General features: G+C 64.8%; 13 protein-coding genes and 2 tRNA genes. 2 read left to right on the top strand and 13 right to left on the bottom strand.

The annotated features are described in order from the left end of the window. Positions 1–28: 28 nt before the first annotated feature. Entirely contained in the window at positions 29–2,269 is a 2,241-nt protein-coding gene (locus tag ACFWCF_RS04255) for a heavy metal translocating P-type ATPase (RefSeq protein WP_378557550.1), read from the top strand. A 42-nt stretch (positions 2,270–2,311) separates the two neighbouring features. After that, entirely contained in the window at positions 2,312–2,659 is a 348-nt protein-coding gene (locus tag ACFWCF_RS04250) for a metal-sensitive transcriptional regulator (protein ID WP_378557547.1), read from the top strand. Positions 2,660–2,788: 129 nt separating this feature from the next. Here the strand turns inward: ACFWCF_RS04250 and ACFWCF_RS04245 are convergent. The 13 genes from ACFWCF_RS04245 to dnaN form a co-directional block, all read right to left on the bottom strand. Next, a tRNA-Ala gene (locus ACFWCF_RS04245) sits at positions 2,789–2,861 on the bottom strand. Between the two features lie 138 nt (positions 2,862–2,999). Continuing rightward, positions 3,000–3,073: transfer RNA gene (locus ACFWCF_RS04240), tRNA-Ile, on the bottom strand. 75 nt (positions 3,074–3,148) lie between these two features. Further along, positions 3,149–4,378: a DUF3566 domain-containing protein gene (locus ACFWCF_RS04235; protein WP_378557544.1), complete on the bottom strand. Its 1,230-nt coding sequence runs from the start codon at positions 4,376–4,378 to the stop codon at positions 3,149–3,151. Beyond that, entirely contained in the window at positions 4,379–6,883 is a 2,505-nt protein-coding gene (gene gyrA / locus ACFWCF_RS04230; RefSeq protein ID WP_378557541.1) for a DNA gyrase subunit A, read from the bottom strand. Between the two features lie 133 nt (positions 6,884–7,016). After that, positions 7,017–7,814: an MHYT domain-containing protein gene (locus ACFWCF_RS04225; protein WP_378557538.1), complete on the bottom strand. Its 798-nt coding sequence runs from the start codon at positions 7,812–7,814 to the stop codon at positions 7,017–7,019. Between the two features lie 350 nt (positions 7,815–8,164). Beyond that, a complete protein-coding gene (locus ACFWCF_RS04220) occupies positions 8,165–8,719 on the bottom strand; it encodes an ATP/GTP-binding protein (protein ID WP_054715879.1) in 555 nt (184 codons plus the stop codon). Positions 8,720–8,732: 13 nt separating this feature from the next. Continuing rightward, positions 8,733–9,107 (bottom strand): DUF742 domain-containing protein, encoded by a 375-nt coding sequence (locus tag ACFWCF_RS04215; RefSeq protein WP_378489660.1) that lies wholly within the window; start codon positions 9,105–9,107, stop codon positions 8,733–8,735. A 13-nt stretch (positions 9,108–9,120) separates the two neighbouring features. Beyond that, positions 9,121–9,537 carry a roadblock/LC7 domain-containing protein gene (locus ACFWCF_RS04210; RefSeq protein WP_054805599.1) on the bottom strand — a complete coding sequence of 139 codons (417 nt, stop codon included), beginning with the start codon at positions 9,535–9,537 and terminating at the stop codon, positions 9,121–9,123. Then, complete coding sequence (locus ACFWCF_RS04205) at positions 9,534–13,163, bottom strand: ATP-binding protein (RefSeq protein ID WP_378557535.1); 3,630 nt, start codon at positions 13,161–13,163, stop codon at positions 9,534–9,536. The genes ACFWCF_RS04210 and ACFWCF_RS04205 overlap by 4 nt, the downstream gene beginning before the upstream one ends. 380 nt (positions 13,164–13,543) lie before the next feature. Then, the gene (gene gyrB / locus ACFWCF_RS04200; RefSeq protein ID WP_378489726.1) at positions 13,544–15,580 is read right to left on the bottom strand and encodes a DNA topoisomerase (ATP-hydrolyzing) subunit B; all 2,037 of its coding nucleotides are present in this window, start codon (positions 15,578–15,580) and stop codon (positions 13,544–13,546) included. 213 nt (positions 15,581–15,793) lie between these two features. Next, a complete protein-coding gene (locus ACFWCF_RS04195; RefSeq protein WP_378557532.1) occupies positions 15,794–16,351 on the bottom strand; it encodes a DUF721 family protein in 558 nt (185 codons plus the stop codon). After that, positions 16,338–17,576 (bottom strand): DNA replication/repair protein RecF, encoded by a 1,239-nt coding sequence (recF, locus tag ACFWCF_RS04190; protein WP_378557529.1) that lies wholly within the window; start codon positions 17,574–17,576, stop codon positions 16,338–16,340. The genes ACFWCF_RS04195 and recF overlap by 14 nt, the downstream gene beginning before the upstream one ends. A 25-nt stretch (positions 17,577–17,601) precedes the next feature. Next, entirely contained in the window at positions 17,602–18,786 is a 1,185-nt protein-coding gene (dnaN, locus tag ACFWCF_RS04185; RefSeq protein ID WP_378489656.1) for a DNA polymerase III subunit beta, read from the bottom strand. Positions 18,787–18,983 lie beyond the last annotated feature (197 nt).

Here is an 18,983-nt window from a genome sequence, read left to right as displayed (position 1 = left end):
TGCGCCAGCGACCACCAGCGAGGAGGACATGGTGAACACCGGCATCGACCAGGCCGCCGGCCGGATCGAACTCGAGATCGGCGGTATGACCTGCGCGTCCTGCGCCAATCGGATCGAGCGCAAACTGAACAAGCTCGACGGAGTCACAGCCACGGTCAACTACGCCACCGAGAAGGCGCGCGTCGATTACGTCGGAGAGGTATCGCCCACCGACCTCGTCGCGACCGTCGAGCAGGCCGGTTACACCGCGTCTCTCCCCGCACCGCCCGCTACCACCGACTCCGAGCCCGTCGCGGAACCGGATCCGACAGCGGCACTGCGGCAGCGCCTGCTGATCTCACTGGTGCTGAGCGTGCCGGTGATCGCCATGGCCATGATCCCGGCATTGCAGTTCCCGAACTGGCAGTGGCTCTCGCTCACCCTCGCCGCTCCGGTCGTCGTATGGGGCGCTTGGCCGTTCCACAAGGCCGCCTTCACCAACGCACGACACGGCGCCGCCACCATGGACACCCTCGTCTCGGTCGGCACCCTCGCCGCACTCGGCTGGTCGGTCTACGCCTTGTTCTGGGGCACAGCCGGGATGACCGGCATGACGCATCCCTTCGAACTGACCATCTCCCGCACCGACGGCGCAGGAAACATCTACCTCGAGGCGGCAGCCGGGGTCACCACTTTCATCCTCGCCGGCCGCTATTTCGAAGCACGTTCCAAGCGTCGCGCAGGAGCGGCGCTACGTGCACTGCTCGAAGTCGGCGCCAAGGAAGTGTCGGTGCTCCGCAACGGTGTCGAACAGCGGATCACGATCGGGGAATTGACCGTCGGCGACGAGTTCGTGGTCCGGCCCGGCGAGAAGATCGCCACCGACGGCGTCGTCGTCGATGGCTCCTCCGCCGTGGACACCTCGATGCTCACCGGCGAATCGGTGCCGGTCGAGGTGGGTCCGGACGACCAGGTCGTCGGCGCCACCGTCAACGTGGGTGGACGGATAGTCGTTCGCGCCACCCGCGTCGGATCCGACACGCAACTCTCCCGGATGGCACGGCTCGTCGAGGACGCTCAAACAGGTAAAGCCCAGGCCCAACGTTTGGCCGACAGGATCTCCGGTGTCTTCGTCCCGATCGTGATCGCCCTGTCGATCGCCACTCTCGTGGTCTGGCTCGTCGCCACCGGCTCGGTCTCCGCTGCATTCACCGCAGCCGTCGCCGTGCTGATCATCGCCTGCCCCTGTGCGCTCGGATTGGCGACACCGACCGCCCTGATGGTCGGCACCGGTCGCGGTGCACAACTCGGCATCCTGATCAAGGGCCCCGAGGTCCTCGAATCGACCCGACGCATCGACACCGTCGTTCTCGACAAGACAGGCACCATCACCGCCGGAAAGATGACCCTCGTCGATGTGATCGTCGCCGACGGCGAGGACACCGACAAGGTGCTGCGTCTGGCAGGAGCTCTGGAGGACTCCTCCGAACACCCCATCGCACAGGCCATCGCCAAAGGTGCCCGCGAGAAGGTCGGCACCCTGCCGAACGCGGAACAGTTCACCAACATCGCCGGACTCGGCGTACAGGGCACTGTGGACGGCCACGCGGTACTCATCGGACGGACGCGGCTGCTCGCCGACTTCGCCCAGCCACTGCCCACCGTCCTCGACGACGCCATGGCAGCCGCTGAGGCCGACGGCAGAACCGCCGTCGCGATCGGCTGGGACGGTGCTCCGCGGGCAGTGCTGGTGGTCGCCGACGTTGTCAAACCCACCTCAGCCGAGGCGATCGACCAGTTGCGCGAACTCGGCCTGACACCGATCATGCTCACCGGCGACAACACCGCTGCGGCGACGGCCATCGCAGCGCAGGTGGGAATCGACGAGGTGATCGCCGAAGTTCTGCCTGCGGAGAAGGTCGAGGTCGTCAAGCGCCTGCAGGATCAGGGCAAGGTCGTCGCGATGGTCGGCGACGGGATCAACGACGCCGCAGCACTCGCTCAGGCCGATCTCGGGCTCGCGATGGGCACCGGCACCGACGTCGCGATCGAGGCCGGCGATCTGACTCTCGTCCGCGGCGATCTGCGGGCGGCAGCGGATGCGATCCGTCTGTCTCGTCGTACCCTCGGCACCATCAAGGGCAACCTGTTCTGGGCCTTCGCGTACAACGTCGCGGCACTACCGCTGGCGGCGATGGGTCTGCTCAACCCGATGATCGCGGGCGCCGCAATGGCCTTCTCCTCGGTGTTCGTGGTCAGCAACAGCCTGCGACTTCGCCGTTTCCGCTGAGCCATAATCGACGAAGTGCCACATGACAGCCAGGAGGACACCATGGCCACCCCCACCCCCGCGGCCACACCACCCGAGGTCCCCGAGGCCGACTGCCATGAGCACGCAGGCCACGGATACATCACCGAGAAGGACGCCTATCTCAAGCGACTCAAGCGCATCGAGGGCCAGGCCCGCGGACTTCAGAAGATGGTCGAAGAAGAGAAGTACTGCATCGACATCCTCACGCAGGTCTCGGCGATGACCAAAGCTCTGCAGGCCGTCGCGATGGGCCTGCTCGAAGACCACATCAGTCACTGCGTCGTCGACGCCGCCGTCGCCGGTGGTCCGGAAGCGGACGCGAAGATCAAAGAAGCAGCCGACGCCATCGCCCGGCTGCTGCGGTCCTGATCGGAAACTTTCCTCCCGTCTCTTGGGTTTCCGTTGGCTCTGAACCTGCGGAAACCCAGGGAAGCGGAGGAAGGTTCGTTACAAACGAGTGAAGGGCGCTTCCGATTTCTCGGAAGCGCCCTTCAACTGTGGAGCCTAGGAGATTCGAACTCCTGACATCTGCCTTGCAAAGGCAGCGCTCTACCAACTGAGCTAAGGCCCCGTATGCCGAACTACCGGCTGGGTACCGCGTGCCACTCATCCTCGCTCCGAAGCATCCGGGCGATTCCGAAGACTGCCAGAACGACCGTTCCCACCACGATGAGAACCTTCATTCTGACTGCCCTTTCGGCACGGGGAGTGGGCCTAGGAGGACTTGAACCTCCGACCTCTTCGTTATCAGCGAAGCGCTCTAACCGCCTGAGCTATAGGCCCTCGAACCGAGATGGAACACTACCCCACCGATACTCGAAGAACAAAATTGCCTCGATGGGGCAGCGTTCCTGCAGGTCAATCCGGATCTGCCAAAGTGACCTGAACACCACTGACGAGGTCACTGCACAGGTTGTAGATGAACGCACCGAGCGTCGCGAGCGCGGTCATCAACACCATGTTGGCCAAACCGATCACCGTCGCGTAGCCGAACACCTGACCGACTGTGATAAGGCCGTCACTACCCGACTCCGACACGAGGTCGGTGAAGGCGCTGTTCAACCGATCCCATACGCCCATACCCGCGAGCACGCCGTACAACAGGCCCACCGCGATCATCCACACGAAGAACAGCGACAGGGAGATGATCGCGGACACCTTGAGCATCGACCACGGGTCGATGCGTCGCAGCTGCACGGTCGCCCTGAGCGGGTCACCCGCAGCAGGCGCCACGACGACCGGGCTCGCATGCGGAGTTTCCACCGCCACCGGAGCAGCAGGCGTCGGGTGCTTGACGCTCGACAGATCCGGCAGGTCCTTCGCCAGATCCTTACGCTCGATGTGACGTGTCGGTCCATCGATGACCGCGGCCTTGGCCTTCGCCGCGGAACGGTCGGACCCCTGCGCACCCCCGGCCATGGACGCCGCAGTGCCGGTGACGACGGGTCGGGTCGGAGCAGAGCTACTCTTCGCAGCAGCGGGCTTACCCACGACCGGCTGAGGCCCCGTCGCGGGACGCTGAGAGCCCCCGGAAGGGCGCTTCGCGGTCTTCCCCAGGCCCGGGCCCACCCCGGGGAGATTCGTCTGCGGAGTGTTCTGCTGGGACTGATCTTGTGGCGCAGCCGCCTGCTTGTTCGTCGCCGGCTGCTGTCCACGCTGCCACGGCGGAGTCTGACCCGACGGACGCGCCGTCGGGTTCGAACGCTGCACCGGCCGCATGGCCTGGTCCGCGGCGGGAGCCGACTCGCTCTTGCCTTGATTCGCGCCCTTGCCCTGATTCGCGGCGGCGGGCTCCGACGGCGCGGCCGGGGTCTTCGACTCTGCAGCAGGCTTCTCGACGGGTTTCCCCGACGGAGCGTCCGGCTTCGCGGCGTCCCCAGCAGGCTTTACCTGCTCGGACGGCCGCGCATTCGACGACTGAGTGTTCGACGACTGAGTGTTCGACGACTGAGTGTTCGACGACGTGGGCGCCTTCTTCTCAGTGCCCTGACCGCTCGATTCGGTCTCCACCTCCCGCCCGTTCCGATTCTCGGGCTTCCGGGCGGATGGTCCCTGGTCGGATCCGTTCGGTCCCTTGGGAGCACTCACTTACGACTCCTTCGATTCGGATGCGTCGATCTCCTCGGGCTCGTCGGCGTTGCGTGCAATCGCAAGCAACATGTCGCCGTCACCCAGGTTCATCAAACGCACACCCTTGGTCTGTCGGCCTGCCTTGCGCACCTGCTTGGCAGCAGTACGAATGACCCCGCCACCGGACGTGATCGCGTACAACTCATCGTCGTCCTCGACGATCACTGCACCGACCAGGGTGCCACGTCGCTTGTCGTACTGGATCGTCAGAACACCCTTACCGCCACGGCCCTGGACCGGGTAGTCCTCCATCGACGTGCGCTTCGCGTAACCGCCCGACGTCGCGACCAGGAGGTATGTGCCCTCCTTGACGACATTGAGCGACAACAGCTTGTCTTCGCCGTTGAACCGCATGCCCTGGACGCCGGACGTCGCACGACCCATCGGACGCAATGCCTCGTCGGTGGCCGAGAAACGGATGGACTGGCCCAGCTCCGACACGAGCAGCAAGTCGTCCTCGGACGAGCACAACACGGCGCCGACCAACTCGTCCTCGTCGCGCAAGTTGATCGCGACGATGCCGCCCGACCGGTTGGAATCGAAGTCCGACAGACGCGACTTCTTCACCAGGCCGTTGCGGGTTGCGAGCACCAGGTACGGCGCGTCCTCGTACGTCTTGAGCCTGATGACGCCCTGGATCCGCTCGTCCGGCTGGAATGCCAGCAGGTTCGCCACGTGCTGACCACGAGCCGTGCGGTTCGCTTCGGGAAGCTCGTACGCCTTCGCGCGGTAGACGCGGCCCTTCGTCGTGAAGAACAGCAGCCAGTCGTGCGTCGACGTCACGAAGAAGTGCTTGACGATGTCGTCCTGCTTGAGGTCTGCACCCTTGACACCCTTGCCGCCACGCTTCTGCGACCGGTACAGGTCGGTGCGGGTGCGCTTGGCGTAGCCGGTCTCGGTGATCGTGACCACCACGTCCTCGCGGGCGATCAGGTCCTCGTCGGCCACGTCGCCGTCTGCAGGAACGATGCGGGTGCGACGGTCATCGCCGTACTTCTCGACGATCTCCTCGAGTTCCTCGCGGACGATCGCGCGCTGCCGCTCGGGCTTGGCGAGGATGTCCTTGTAGTCTTCGATCTCGCGTTCGATCTCGGAGAGGTCGTCGACGATCTTCTGACGTTCGAGCGCAGCGAGACGTCGCAGCTGCATCGCCAGGATGGCATCGGCCTGGATCTCGTCGACATCGAGGAGATTCATCAGTCCGGCGCGCGCGATGTCGACCGTCTGCGACGCACGGATCAGGGTGATGACCTCGTCGAGGGCGTCGAGCGCCTTGACCAGGCCGCGCAGGATGTGTGCACGTTCCTCTGCCTTCCGCAGCAGGTAGCGCGTCCGGCGGACGATGACCTCGACCTGGTGGTTCACATACAGCCGGATCATCTGGTCGAGGCGCAATGTGCGCGGCACCCCGTCGACGATCGAGAGCATGTTGCAGCCGAAGCTCGTCTGCAGCTGCGTGTGCTTGTACAGGTTGTTCAGCACAACCTTGGCAACGGCGTCGCGGCGGACCGTGACGACGATGCGCATGCCGATGCGGTCGGAGGACTCGTCGTGGATATCGGAGATACCCGCGATCTTCGCGTCGCGCACCTGCTCCGCGATCGACGTGATGAGATTGTCCGGGTTGACCATGTACGGCAACTCGGTGATGACGATGAACGATCGCCCCTTGGAGTCCTCTTCGATCTCCACGACGCCGCGCATCTTCACCGAACCACGACCGGTGGTGTACGCGTCATGGATACCCTGCGAACCGGTGATCAGGCCCGACGTCGGGAAGTCGGGGCCCTTGATGTGTTCCATGACTGCCGCGAGCGTGGCCTCTTCATCGGCCTCGAAGTTCTCGAGCGCCCAGTAGATCGCGGCAGCGATTTCACGCAGGTTGTGCGGGGGGATGTTGGTCGCCATACCGACCGCGATACCGCCCGAACCGTTGATCAACAGGTTGGGGACACGGCTGGGGAGTACCGTCGGCTCTTGGGTACGACCGTCGTAGTTCGGCTGGAAATCGACCGTCTCATGGTCGATTTCCCGCAACATCTCCATCGCGAGCGGGGTCAGGCGACACTCGGTGTACCGCATGGCGGCCGCACCGTCATTGCCTCGGGAACCGAAGTTGCCCTGGCCGTCCACGAGCGGGTATCGCATCGACCACGGCTGCGCGAGACGCACCAGCGTGTCGTAGATCGAGGAGTCGCCGTGCGGGTGATAGTTGCCCATCGTCTCGGCAACCGCACGCGCAGACTTCACGTAGCCGCGGTCGGGGCGGAAGCCGTTGTCGAACATCGCGTACAACACGCGTCGGTGCACAGGCTTCAGACCGTCACGCACATCGGGCAGGGCACGGCCCACGATCACGCTCATCGCGTAATCGATGTAGCTGTTCTGCATTTCCTGCTGAATGTCGACGGGCTCGATGCGGTCGTGCCCCGGACCCTCCGGCGGCAACGTGGTGTCGGTCATGAGCTCCTTCTTCTACTCGGCTCGAACGTCCGATCCGAGCTCTGGCCCGACGAACGTCTCGCAACCACCCGAGTCTATAGGTGCAGGTCAGCTACCGCCGCCAAGGACAGGCACTTTCTCCGAACCAGCGCCCCTACCGGACGTCGTTCATCCAGTCCGCGATCGCGTACTCGCGCTCCAGATCCTCGTCGCTCGGGGCCGCCATCAGCAGGACTACCGTGGCTGCCAGAACAATGATGCCGACCACGAAGCCCGGGAACAGCAACGTCATCGCGGCCATTCCCTCGGGCATCGTCGCCACCGGATCCATGACCACGGACACGCCCGCCATACCCGTGTAGTGCAACGCCACAACCGCACAGCCCATCAACGCAGCGGCCGGGAATCGTACTGCACGGCGATCCACGTTGAGGCTGAGCCACAGGGCCGTGAAGGAGGCAACGATGCCGATAGCAAACGAAGCAAGGACGTAGGGCAGCGACTGTTCGAGCGTGCCCTCGACACGCACCGCCGCCATGCCGCTGTAGTGCATCGCTCCCACCGCGAGGCCCATGATCAGGCTGCCGAGCGGCAGCCGCAGCTCGTCGGGCAGCCACTGCATCCACGGCTCGTCGGCGTCGACGACCGTGAGTCCGAACCAGGTGGCGCCCACCGCGAGCACAACGGACAGCAGTGTCAGCCCGAGGTTGTAGCGGACGATTGCTCCCGGCACCTCGAAACCGAGCATGCCGGTGAAGTGCATCAGCCAGACGCCGACCCCGCCGATCGCGACACTCGCCAATGCGGTCCAACGTCTTTTGTCCTGGCGGTAGATGGCCGTCCTCGCCCGCCGAGCACAGGTCAGGCCGATGTAACACCCCAAGATGGAGGTCAGCCACGCGAGGAAGAAGACCCACATTCCCATGGAGAAGTGGTGAAGTTCGTGCGCCATGATGTTCCTTCGGAGACCGTCACGTCTCTTCGTGGACGTGACGTGGGTCGACATTCGACCGCGCCCCCGACGCAGTCGTAACCCTATGTCACACACACCGAAAAAACTATGCGCAAGAACCTCCAGAGAGGCCGATCCGACTCTGCCACAGTGGTTGTGATCCGAACGGCACTATTTCGAAGCTCAACTCGGACCTCCGTACTCGGACATGGAAACGACGGCTCCGCGGGTTGACGTAGTGCGCGCTGTGCGCGCACCCGCCACCCCGACGAACACCCCGGTCGCCGAGGTGGTGTTGGCCTACACCGTCATCCATGCCGTCATAGCGGACGGCTACAGACCCGAATCCACTACTGAGCCACCGGTTGATGCAATTTCCGAAGTGCGTACTCGGTGACGGTGACAAGTGCCTGCTTGGCCGATTCACGCGAGCGAGCGTCGATCGACACGATCGGCACCTCCGGAGAAATGGCCATAGCCTGGCGGATGTCCTCGAGCGGGTACCGCGGCGCATCGTCGAACTCGTTGATCGCGACGATGAACGGGAGGTTGCGCGCCTCGAAGAAGTCGACAGCGGCAAAGCTCTCGTCCAATCGACGAGTATCGATCAACACGATGGCACCGATGGCACCTCGGATGAGGTCGTCCCACATGAACCAGAACCGATGCTGCCCCGGTGTACCGAAGAGGTACAGCACGAGGTCTTCGGCCAAACTGATTCGACCGAAGTCCATGGCCACGGTCGTGGTCGACTTCTGCGGCGTTGCCGCAAGGTTGTCGACGCCATCGCTGGCGTTCGTGACGAGCGCTTCCGTGCGGAGCGGAACGATCTCCGACACAGCCCCCACCAGCGTGGTCTTACCGACACCGAATCCGCCGGCGATCACGATCTTGGTCGAGGTCACGCGCTTCGTAGCGTTAGAGTTCGCGAAGTCCACTGAGGACCCTTTCAATCAGCTCACGACGCTCCGCGTCGCTCGAATCGTCTTTCAGCGTGGCCAGGATCTGTACATGTCCGGCTTCGACGAGGTCGGCGACGAGCACGCGCGCAACGCCGAGCGGCACACCCACCCTCGCCGCGATCTCGGCGACCGACGGGGACTCCTTGCACAGTTCCAAGATCGTGGCGTTGATGTTGTCGAGATCCCGGGCTCGACTGTCCGTACCCGGGATGGCTTGGATCAAAGCTTCCAACGCCAGTTCGACCGCAGGACTGGTGCGTCCCGAAGTCAGCGAGTATGGCCGGACCAGACTCGGCTGGTCCGGCACTGACTCCGGATTGCGCGGTTCCATGGCCACCTCGACGTCAGGACCCCAGGCCGACCCGAGGCGTCGCCTCGACCGACGCACCCACGCGGTCGACCAGGAGCGCCATCTCGTAGCCGACCTGTCCGATATCACATTCCGAAGCAGTGAGCGCAGCGAGGTGCGAACCATCGCCGACGCTCATCAGCAGCAGGTAACCGTGCTGCATCTCGACGACGGACTGCAGCACTCCGCCGCCGTCGAATAACTGTGAAACCCCGTTGGAGAGGCTCGCGAGCCCGGATGTCACCGCAGCGAGCTGCTCGGCGCGGTCGACCGGAAGATGTGCGCTGGCAGCCATGAGGAGACCGTCGGCCGACACGAGGACCGCATGCGAGACACCGGGGACTTCGCGCGCAAAGTTGGAAACCAACCAGTCCAATGGACGAGCTACATCGGATCCATGATCAATGTTCATCGAACTCCCTGTTCATTGTTCTCGCGATTACTTGTCGTCGCCGAGGAACGCCCATTACGGACACCCTGCTGGTGGCGACTGAGATTGGCCCGAATGGATTCCGGGTCACGACGTCGAAGTGCGCGCTGTTCTGCGGTCGCAGGTTCGCGCACAGCACCCGGCACGAGGCGTTCGCCCGGCGCGCGGCGGGGAAGACCGGAGGTGGTGTGTTCCTCCACCGGAACATCCGCTGCACGCTGCGCTGCCTGCCATCCGGAGTCGGCAACCGAATGCCACTCACGCTTTCGCCGATCGTCGGGAAGGTTCGTCGGATCGACGAGCCAGTCCGACATCATGTCGGAGAAGATCGGACTGCCTGCAGCGGAATGCGGTTTCAGCGCACCGGCATCGGGACGTGGCTGGAAGAACGACGCGGTCTTCGCAGAATTCGTGCGGTAACGATGCCGAGCGGCATTCTGCGCATCGCTCTGCTCCGACACCGAACCACCGTCGGCGATGCTTGCCGGCCGGGCCCCCGACTGCGGGATACGCGGCGAAGAACCGGGCTGCCGACGCGGGAGGCCGAAGGCTCCGCCACGACGATTCTCACCGGACTGGCGTTCGGTGCTGGGCGGCGGACCTGCCTGCAGAGGCGCCACTCCCGGTGCTTCACCGGGACGCCGCTGCGGTAGGCCGGACGGGGTGACCGGCGCCGGACGCGAATCCTGATCGCTTCGACCCGGCTGTGCGACACCACTATTCGTATCGGCGTGTCCGCCCTGGTTCTGGGGCGGCAGACCCGGCGTCGAGCCTGGCTGACGCTGCGGCAGACCCGGAGTGGAGCTCGGGTTCCGCTGCGGCAAACCCGACTCGGGCGCATCCTGCGGCGGCCGTACAGCCCGCACCGGAACACCGGGGGTTGCACCCGGGCGACGCTGCGGTAGGCCGGAACTCGCAGAGCCGGGTTCGCCCTGACCGGACGGGTGATCCTGCGGAGCCCGGTCGTGTGCCGGACGACGCTGAGGCAGTCCCGACTCACGAGACGGCGGGGTCACCAGAGCGTGGGCTGCCTTGCTCGAGGATTCGCGATTCTGCTCGACCGGGTTCTGCGCGCCATGAGCCGGTGCCTCACGGCGCGACGACTCCTGATCCGGTGCACCGAACTGCGCCGACGCGGCCTGTGCTCGCTGCTCCTGCTGCTCGCGCTCGAGGTTCTCGCGACGCCGGTTCTCGGCATTCGGATCCGCGGGCGAGCGGTTGGCGCGCGACGGGAGTGCCGAGGCGAGTGCCGCCGCGGCGTCCGGCTGGATGCGGCGCGGAGTCTGCTTGCCATCCGGCTGTGGCAGGCCCGAGGTCGAACCGGGGCTGCGCTGCGGCAGACCGGGTGTCGAACCGGGGCTGCGCTGCGGCAGACCGGTCGGCGCCTGCTCGCGCGGCTGCTGCCGAGAGGGAGCGGGCGGTGCAGAGTGGAACGCCTGCGGCTGAAACTGTGGCTGCGGCTGCGGCTGTTCGCGGTACACAGGTTCCGACTGCCGCTGTTCCCGGTATGCAGGTGTCTGCTGGAACCCCGCCGCAGCGGTGTCCGGGCGACGGATCTCGGTGACCTGGTCGTCGACGCGGGATTCCTGACGCGAGTCGGCGCGGACCGGCAGGTACTTCGGAATCGGTTCCGAATGTTCGCGGTCCGGTGTCGTGGAGACGGCAGGCGCGGGCAGAGCGAATTCCTGCTTCTGCTCGACCGAGATCTCCTCGGACTCACCGTCGACGACGACGGGGTCCGGCTGGGCCAGTGCCAGCGGCGACATGAGCAGAACGTCGGGAATGTGGACGCTCGCAGTGATACCGGGATTGCGTGCGGTGTCGAACGTCGGCCGCAGGCGCACGGTGAGCCCGTGGCGATCTGCAAGCCGCGAAGTCACGAACAGACCCATGTGACGAGCAGTATCCGGACCGACCTCGCCGCCCTGACGGAGGCGATCGTTGATCAACTCGAGTTCATCGGCCGGGATACCGATACCACGGTCGGCGATCTCGACGAGCAGACCACCGTCGACGGCACGCGCGAAGCTGAATGTGACGGTGCTGTCCGGCGGGGAAGCACGCAGTGCGTTGTCCACCAGCTCTGCGAGCAGGTGGACGATGTCCGTCGCCACAGCACCACTGAGTGCACCGTCCGGGGTGGAACCGATCTCGACTCGCTGGTAATCCTCGACCTCGGACATCGCTGCGCGCAGGATGTCTCCGAGCTGCACCGGGGCGGACTGCCCACGACGCATCCGGGTACCGGAGAGAATCAGAAGGTTGTCGCCGTTTCGGCGCATACGTGCCGCGAGGTGATCGAGCTTGAACAAGCTCTCCAGCCGGGACGGGTCCTTCTCCTCGAACTCGAGTTGCTCGATGAGCCCGAGCTGCTGTTCGACGAGCGACTTGCTTCGACGCGCAAGCGTCTCGAACATATCGCTGATCTGCAGGCGGAGGTGAGCCTGCTCGCCGGCGAGGCGCAGTGCCTGTCCGTGCATGTCGTCTACGGCGCGGGCGAGCTGACCGATCTCTTCGGTCGTGTGCACCGGCACCCGAGTGAATTCGATGTCGTCGATGCTGTCGCCGACCTTGATCCGGTCGATGGCTTCGGGGAGTTCCTGACGCGCAACCTTGAGCGTTCCGTACCGCAGTCGGCGGATCGGGCCGACCAGCGACCGCGACACGAGCAGCGCGAGGACGAGAGCGACGAGCAGTGCGGCGAGAACGAACGCGGTATCGCGGAGTGCGGCCGAACGAGTGTCCGACGCACGATCGATCACAGTGGAAGTGATCGACTGCGAGGCGTCGTTGATGATGTTGGAGTAGACGTCGACACTGCGGAGCATCGAGGCGCGCAGTTCCATCAAGGGAAGCGGACCCTGGCCCGCAGCCTCCACCATCGCGGTGCGTTCGTCGATGCCTCCGCGCAGTTCGGCGATCTGCGAGTCGGCAAGTGGGTACGAACGGGCAAGGAGATCGAGCATCGCGAGCTCGCCACCGGACGCGGTCACGAGCGCGGTGCCGGAGGTCGACGGATTCTCGATGATCTCGATGATTCCGAGCACCTGACCGAACAGGTAACGCTGCGAATACCACGCGTTGATCAGGCGAGTCCCGTGATTCAGAACCTCCGGGTCGTCGATCTGGTCGAGAATCGCCTCCACGATGCGGTTGAGGTTGTCGCGGACCTCGTTGTAGACCCGGGCGATCTGTGCAACCGGAACCGGACCTGCCCGCATCTGCCCGTAGAGCGTTTCTGCGGCGGCGACCGTTTGAGTGAGGTCGGCGGTGACAGCAGGATCGAATTCGGGGTTCTCTGCGAGCGGCCTGATCTTTTCGAACGAAACCCGGAGTGCCTCGAGGTCGTCCGGTCCGGCCGTGCCGGATGCATTGGTGGCGGTGGAAGTTGCGAAAGCAGTCGAGAAGTCGACGATGTCGGGCACAACCACGACTTGGTCAGCGGCGGACGAAAAATGGACCGCGTTGCTGAGTTCCGCTTCGACGCGGAGTCCGCCGAGGACCATCGCCACTGTTACAGGAACGGCGAGGACGGCGGTGACCTTCCTGCGAAGACCCCACCCCTCGATGCTCCACCACCGCTGCCGGCGCGGTGACTCGTCACTCATGGATTACAGCTCTCCTTCCAACCCGTTCGCGCCGGGCGACGAGCATTCACAACCAACCCACTCGACCGGTGAGCTTGATTTCCGCTGGAATGCAGTCGAACGAGACGTTTCTGGGTGAGGGCACCATATCGGGACATACAGGGGATATGGAAGACGGGTTTCCACATACGCCGGGTGATTCCCTTCATGGCCCTGTTCGGCGGCCACGCATACGGATGGCCGTTTGGAGTGTACTCATGAGTAACCGCGGAATGTAAGCGGCATTAGTCCGAAATGAGAGTATCAGTAAGGCCTGCGACATGATGTACCACACATCGCAGGCCTTATTGACTCGACACGCCGATTGCAGCGCCAGATCACCGCTCCGTCGTCCGACAGGGTCAGACGTCGAGGAAGCGCACATCCTTCGCATTGCGCGTGATGAAGCTACGCCGCGCCGCGACATCCTCACCCATGAGCACGCTGAACAACTCGTCGGCCGCCGCAGCGTCGTCGAGAGTGACCTGACGCAGGACGCGCACGGTCGGATCCATCGTGGTCTCCCACAGTTCCTTGGCGTTCATCTCACCGAGGCCCTTGTAGCGCTGGATGCCGTCGTCCTTGTTGATCTTCTTGCCTGCCGCGAGTCCACGCTCGAGAAAGCCGTCGCGCTCCCGATCCGAGTACGCGAACTCGGGATCCGAACGCTGCCACTTGAGCTTGTACAGCGGCGGCTGGGCCAGGTACACGTGGCCGTGCTCGACGAGCGGACGCATGAAGCGGAACAACAAGGTGAGCAGCAGCGTCGCGATGTGCTGTCCGTCGACGTCGGCGTCGGCCATCAGCACGATCTTGTGGTACCGCAGCTTCGCGATATCGAACTCTTCGTGAATACCCGTACCGAACGCCGTGATGATCGACTGGACCTCGGTGTTCTTCAGCACCCGGTCGATGCGTGCCTTCTCGACATTGATGATCTTTCCGCGCAGCGGGAGAATCGCCTGATACATCGAGTCGCGACCGGACTTCGCCGAACCACCTGCGGAGTCGCCCTCCACGATGTAGATCTCGCACTTGCTCGGGTCCTTGGAGCGGCAGTCCGCGAGCTTGCCGGGCAGGCCGCCGATGTCGGTGGCACTCTTTCGACGCACCAACTCCCGGGCCTTTCGCGCCGCGACACGTGCCTGCGCCGACGACACGGCCTTGGTCACGATGGTCTTGGCGTCGGCCGGGTTGGCCTCGAGCCAGTGCGAGATGTGCTCGTTGCACGCCTTCTGCACGAACGACTTGACCTCGGTATTGCCGAGCTTCGTCTTCGTCTGACCCTCGAACTGCGGCTCGGCGACCTTCACCGAGATGATCGCGGCCAGACCCTCGCGGATGTCGTCACCGGTGAGGTTGGGATCCTTGTCCTTGAGGAGCTTCTTCTCCTTCGCGTACCGATTGACCACGCTCGTGAGCGCCGCACGGAAACCTTCCTCGTGCGTGCCACCCTCGTGAGTGTTGATGGTGTTGGCGAAAGTGTGGACGGACTCGGAGTAACCCGAGTTCCACTGCATCGCCAGCTCGAGCTCGTGGCCGGTGCCCTTCGCAGTGAACCCCACCACAGAATTGTGGATCGGCGTCTTCGTGCGATTGAGATGCCGGACATAGTCCTCGAGACCGCCCGGGTAGTGGTAGACACGAGTCTTGGTCTTGGGCGCAGGCGGCTCGGCTGCCTCTGCGGCCTCGTCCTCGGCAGTCTTCGGCGCTTCGGCGGTCTCCGCGACGATCTCGTCGGTGATCTCCTCGGGAAGCACCCGCTCATCGGTGAGCGTGATCGTCAGGCCCTTGTTGAGGAACGCCATCTCCTGCAGGCGCCGCGCAACCGTCTCGAAGTTGTACTGCGTGGACTCGAAGATCTCGTCGTCGGCGAAGAACCGCACCGTCGTTCCGGTGCGCTTGGTCGCCTCTCCCCTGATCAGCTCACCGGGCTTCGAGTTCGTGTAGGTCTGTTCCCAGTGGTAACCGTCGTTGTCGATCTCCACCTCGAGCGTGGTGGACAACGCATTGACGACGGAGATACCGACACCGTGCAGGCCGCCCGACACCGCGTACGCGTCGGAATCGAACTTGCCGCCTGCGTGGAGCTGAGTGAGCACCACCTCGACCGTGGGCACGCCCGAAGAGTGCATGCCCACCGGGATACCACGGCCGTCGTCGACGACCTCGACGCCACCGTTCTCGAGAAGGGTCACCTCCACCTTCGTGGCATGACCCGCCATCGCCTCGTCGACCGAGTTGTCGACGACCTCCCAGATGAGGTGGTGAAGACCACGCTCTCCCGTGGAGCCGATGTACATGCCGGGACGCTTACGAACCGCCTCGAGACCCTCGAGGACGGTGATGGAAGACGCACCGTAGTCACTCTTGTTCTTGTTCGACTTCTCGGCAGCCACGGGTGGGTAGCTCTCCTTTTCCGCCTCGGCCTCGCACACATGCGCGCGGCGCATTCTTGTCCATTCTACTTGGCCGGAGCACATATGCCCCCGGCGACACAGAGCGCCGTTGCCGCACCGCTGACGTCCCCGCAGTCGGCTCGGCGCGGACCGGCGAAAGTGAATTCCTACATCGCCGGGTTTTCGGCCCTCGCACGGAGAGCGGGCATGTGTCTAGCCGTAGGTGTCGCGTGGGCCGCGACCACGGACGTGCCGTTCACCCTTGCGCCAACTCGGCGCGGTGGGGCCGGTGATTCGCAGTTCCTTGACCACACCGTGTCCCACGGACGCCGCGATCTTCGCAAGGATCTGCGATTGGATCATCCGCAATTGCGTCGCCCACGCGGTCGACTCCGCAGAGACGTGCAGAATTCCGTCGCGCAGAGTGGTGGGTTGCGCGTGCGCAGCGATGTCCTCGCCCACGACCCGCGACCAACTGCCCAGCACCGTACCTTCCGACACATGCGAGGACCAGCCACGCTGCTTCGCGATCGAGCCGGTCAACGCGCCCAGCCGCTGAGGGTCACGGTCGTCGGGTCCCGGACCCGACCACCCTCTCTTGCGACGACGTGGCCGCACCCGGCCACTCGAGGCACGCCCCTGGCCGACCGCTTTACCGCTGGCCTTCGCGGCAGCTCGAGCCTCCTCGAGCGCGCGCCGCGCCAGATCCACTCCGCGGAGCTCGGGTTCTGATTCGTTGCCCTTCGAGCCGATTGCGTCATCGTCGGTCATCGGATACCTCCCCGAGCGATTCTCCTCGCGCCGCCGCGCTCAGCACCGAGATTCGGCCCCGTTCCGTCTCCTCGGCATGCACGACGAACCGTGCACCCGCCAGCTCGGACGGCACATCCTCCGGTACCGCCGCGGTGATGAGGACCTGTTCCGCCGTCGCCGCGACCGACACGAGCGCGACTCGGCGACGACGATCCAACTCGGCGAACACGTCGTCGAGCATGAGCACCGGATCCGTACCGTCCGACCGGAGCAGAGCAAACGCGCCGAGGCGCAGCGACAGAGCGAACGACCAGGATTCTCCGTGGCTCGCATACCCTTTCGCCGGCTGATCACCGAGGATCAAGTCGAGGTCGTCGCGATGGGGACCGACCAGGCACACGCCCCGGTCGATTTCCTTGGCACGCATCTCCGACAGCCTGCGGCGGAACGCGGCCTCGATGAGTTCGCGGTCGTCGTGCTCGGGCTTCCTCGAAGGATCGGCGAACTCTGCAGGCAGCACATCGCCGAGGCTGCTTCGATACCGCAGGACCGCCGGACGTGATTCCGGTGCGATGGACCGGTAGGACTCGACGACATGTGGCGCGAGATCGTGCAGCAACGCGATTCGTGCGGCGAGCAACTCCGAACCGTGCGCCGCGAGATGCCCGTCCCACACATCGAGCGTCGCCAGCGCGCTCGCGCCATCACTCGAGCGGGTACCTCTACGTAGTGAACCACCGGCGGTCTTGAGCAGCGCCGAGCGCTGACGCAGAACCTTGTCGTAGTCCGCACGCACCCCGCCGAGACGGGGAAAACGGGTGGTGAGCAGTTCGTCGAGGAACCGACGACGGTCGCCCGGGTCGCCGCGGACCAGGGCCAGATCCTCGGGTGCGAACAACACCGTCCGGAGGATCCCGACGATCTCCCTCGGCCGTCTGGCAGGCGACTGGTTGATCCGGGCCCGATTGGCCTTACCCTCGTTGATCTCGATGTCGATACCCAGCTCGCGGCCGTCGTTGACGACCACAGCGCCCACGAACGCGCGGGAGGCGCCGGCCCGCAGGAGCGGAGAATCGGACGACACGCGATGTGACGACAGGCCCGACAGGTACCCGAGGGCTTCGATGATGTTGGTTTTGCCGTGTCCGTTGGGCCCGACGAAAACCGTTGGGCCCGGAGTCAAATCGGCCGACGCGGTCTCCCATGACCGGAAATCGCGCAGCGCGAAGGTGCGAACGTACACGGACCGTCCACTTTCTGCCCGCCGGTCAGCCCGGCAGGCGAACCGGCATCAAAAGATAGGTGTAGTCGCTGTCGGGGGCAGCGAACGTGCCCGACTCGTCCGGCACCGGCTCCTCGTCGGTGGCAGGCCGCAGCACGGCCGGACGGCTCGACGTGGTGAACCCGAAGGACACCTTGTCGGTGTGCAGCGACGTCAGACCATCGAGCAGGTATCCGGGGTTGAACGCGATGACCATCGGTTCGCCGTGGAACTCGGCCGGATGTGATTCCTCGGCGCGTCCCGCGTCGTCGCCGCCGGCCGAAAGCAGCACACTGCCCTCGCTGAACTCGAGTCGGACCTGAGCTCCACGCTCGGCCACGAGAGCGACACGCTTGATCGCCTCGACGAGAGGTGCGATCTCGACGGTGGCCATCGCGGTGTGCTCGTTGGGGAGCAGCTGACGGAACTTGGGGAATTCTGCATCGAGGAGACGTGTGGTGGTGCGTCGGCCGTCCGCGACGATGCCGAGCAGACCGTCGGCGCCGACGGATGAGCCGCTGCCGAGAGCCAGCTGAACCACCGGACTCGACGCTCCACCAACAGTTTTCGCGGCCTCGGAAAGGGTTTTCGCAGGAACCAGCACAGCCGAGCTGATGCTCTCACCGGTGGGCATCCACTCGAGCTTGCGCACCGCGAGCCGGAAACGGTCGGTGGCCGCAAGCACCATGTCGGTGCCCTCGATCTCGACGCGGATACCGGTGAGCATCGGAAGCGTGTCGTCTTTGCCTGCAGCGACCGCGACCTGGCCGATGGCCTCGGCGAAGAGATCGCCGGCCAGCGCACCGGTCTGCTGCGGAAGTTCGGGAAGCTGAGGGTAGTCCTCGACGGGCATCGTCGGCAGCGAGAACTTCGCGCTACCGCAGGTGATGAGCACACGGGTGCCGTCGAGGACCACGTCCACGGGCTTGTTCGGGAGTGACCGGGTGATGTCGGCGAGCAGCTTGCCCGACACGAGCACCTTGCCCGGAGTGATGACCTCTGCGGGGACGTGCACCTGCGCCGAGACCTCGTAGTCGAAGCCCGAGACGGTCAGGCCTTGCTCCTCGGCGCCGAGGAGCACTCCACCGAGCACCGGAACCGGTGGGCGCGACGGGAGGCTTCGTGCCACCCATGCGACAGAGTCGGCGAAGTCCTCGCGAGCAACACGAAACTTCATGCTTCCAAGCTCCATCGCCCGGGGGATCCTCTCTCGATCGTGGTCATCGACAAGTCTTACGAGTCTGACACACGGCCCCGACTCCACTTCTCGGCGTCGGGGATGCGGCTCCACGGTAGGCGCTCAGGCTTCGCTTGGAAAGCCGGAGACCGTTGCGGGCGCGCGACTCTCGAGGGCCTGTGGACTCGAGGAATCCACACACCTGTTTTGAA

The organism is Rhodococcus sp. NPDC060090 (genome assembly GCF_042729855.1).
Taxonomy (GTDB): Bacteria; Actinomycetota; Actinomycetes; order Mycobacteriales; family Mycobacteriaceae; genus Rhodococcus.
Note: the sequence above shows the minus strand (reverse complement) of the source record. Positions and strands in the feature narration are given on the sequence as shown.

Bases quoted from the DNA above. Each gene is read 5' to 3' on its own strand.
- ACFWCF_RS04255 (WP_378557550.1), top strand. From the start codon at position 29: ATGGTGAACACCGGCATCGACCAGGCCGCCGGCCGGATCGAACTCGAG.
- ACFWCF_RS04250 (WP_378557547.1), top strand. From the start codon at position 2,312: ATGGCCACCCCCACCCCCGCGGCCACACCACCCGAGGTCCCCGAGGCC.
- gyrA (WP_378557541.1), bottom strand. From the start codon at position 6,883: ATGACCGACACCACGTTGCCGCCGGAGGGTCCGGGGCACGACCGCATC.
- ACFWCF_RS04225 (WP_378557538.1), bottom strand. From the start codon at position 7,814: ATGGCGCACGAACTTCACCACTTCTCCATGGGAATGTGGGTCTTCTTC.
- ACFWCF_RS04215 (WP_378489660.1), bottom strand. From the start codon at position 9,107: ATGGAACCGCGCAATCCGGAGTCAGTGCCGGACCAGCCGAGTCTGGTC.
- ACFWCF_RS04210 (WP_054805599.1), bottom strand. From the start codon at position 9,537: ATGAACATTGATCATGGATCCGATGTAGCTCGTCCATTGGACTGGTTG.
- ACFWCF_RS04205 (WP_378557535.1), bottom strand. From the start codon at position 13,163: ATGAGTGACGAGTCACCGCGCCGGCAGCGGTGGTGGAGCATCGAGGGG.
- ACFWCF_RS04195 (WP_378557532.1), bottom strand. From the start codon at position 16,351: ATGACCGACGATGACGCAATCGGCTCGAAGGGCAACGAATCAGAACCC.
- dnaN (WP_378489656.1), bottom strand. From the start codon at position 18,786: ATGGAGCTTGGAAGCATGAAGTTTCGTGTTGCTCGCGAGGACTTCGCC.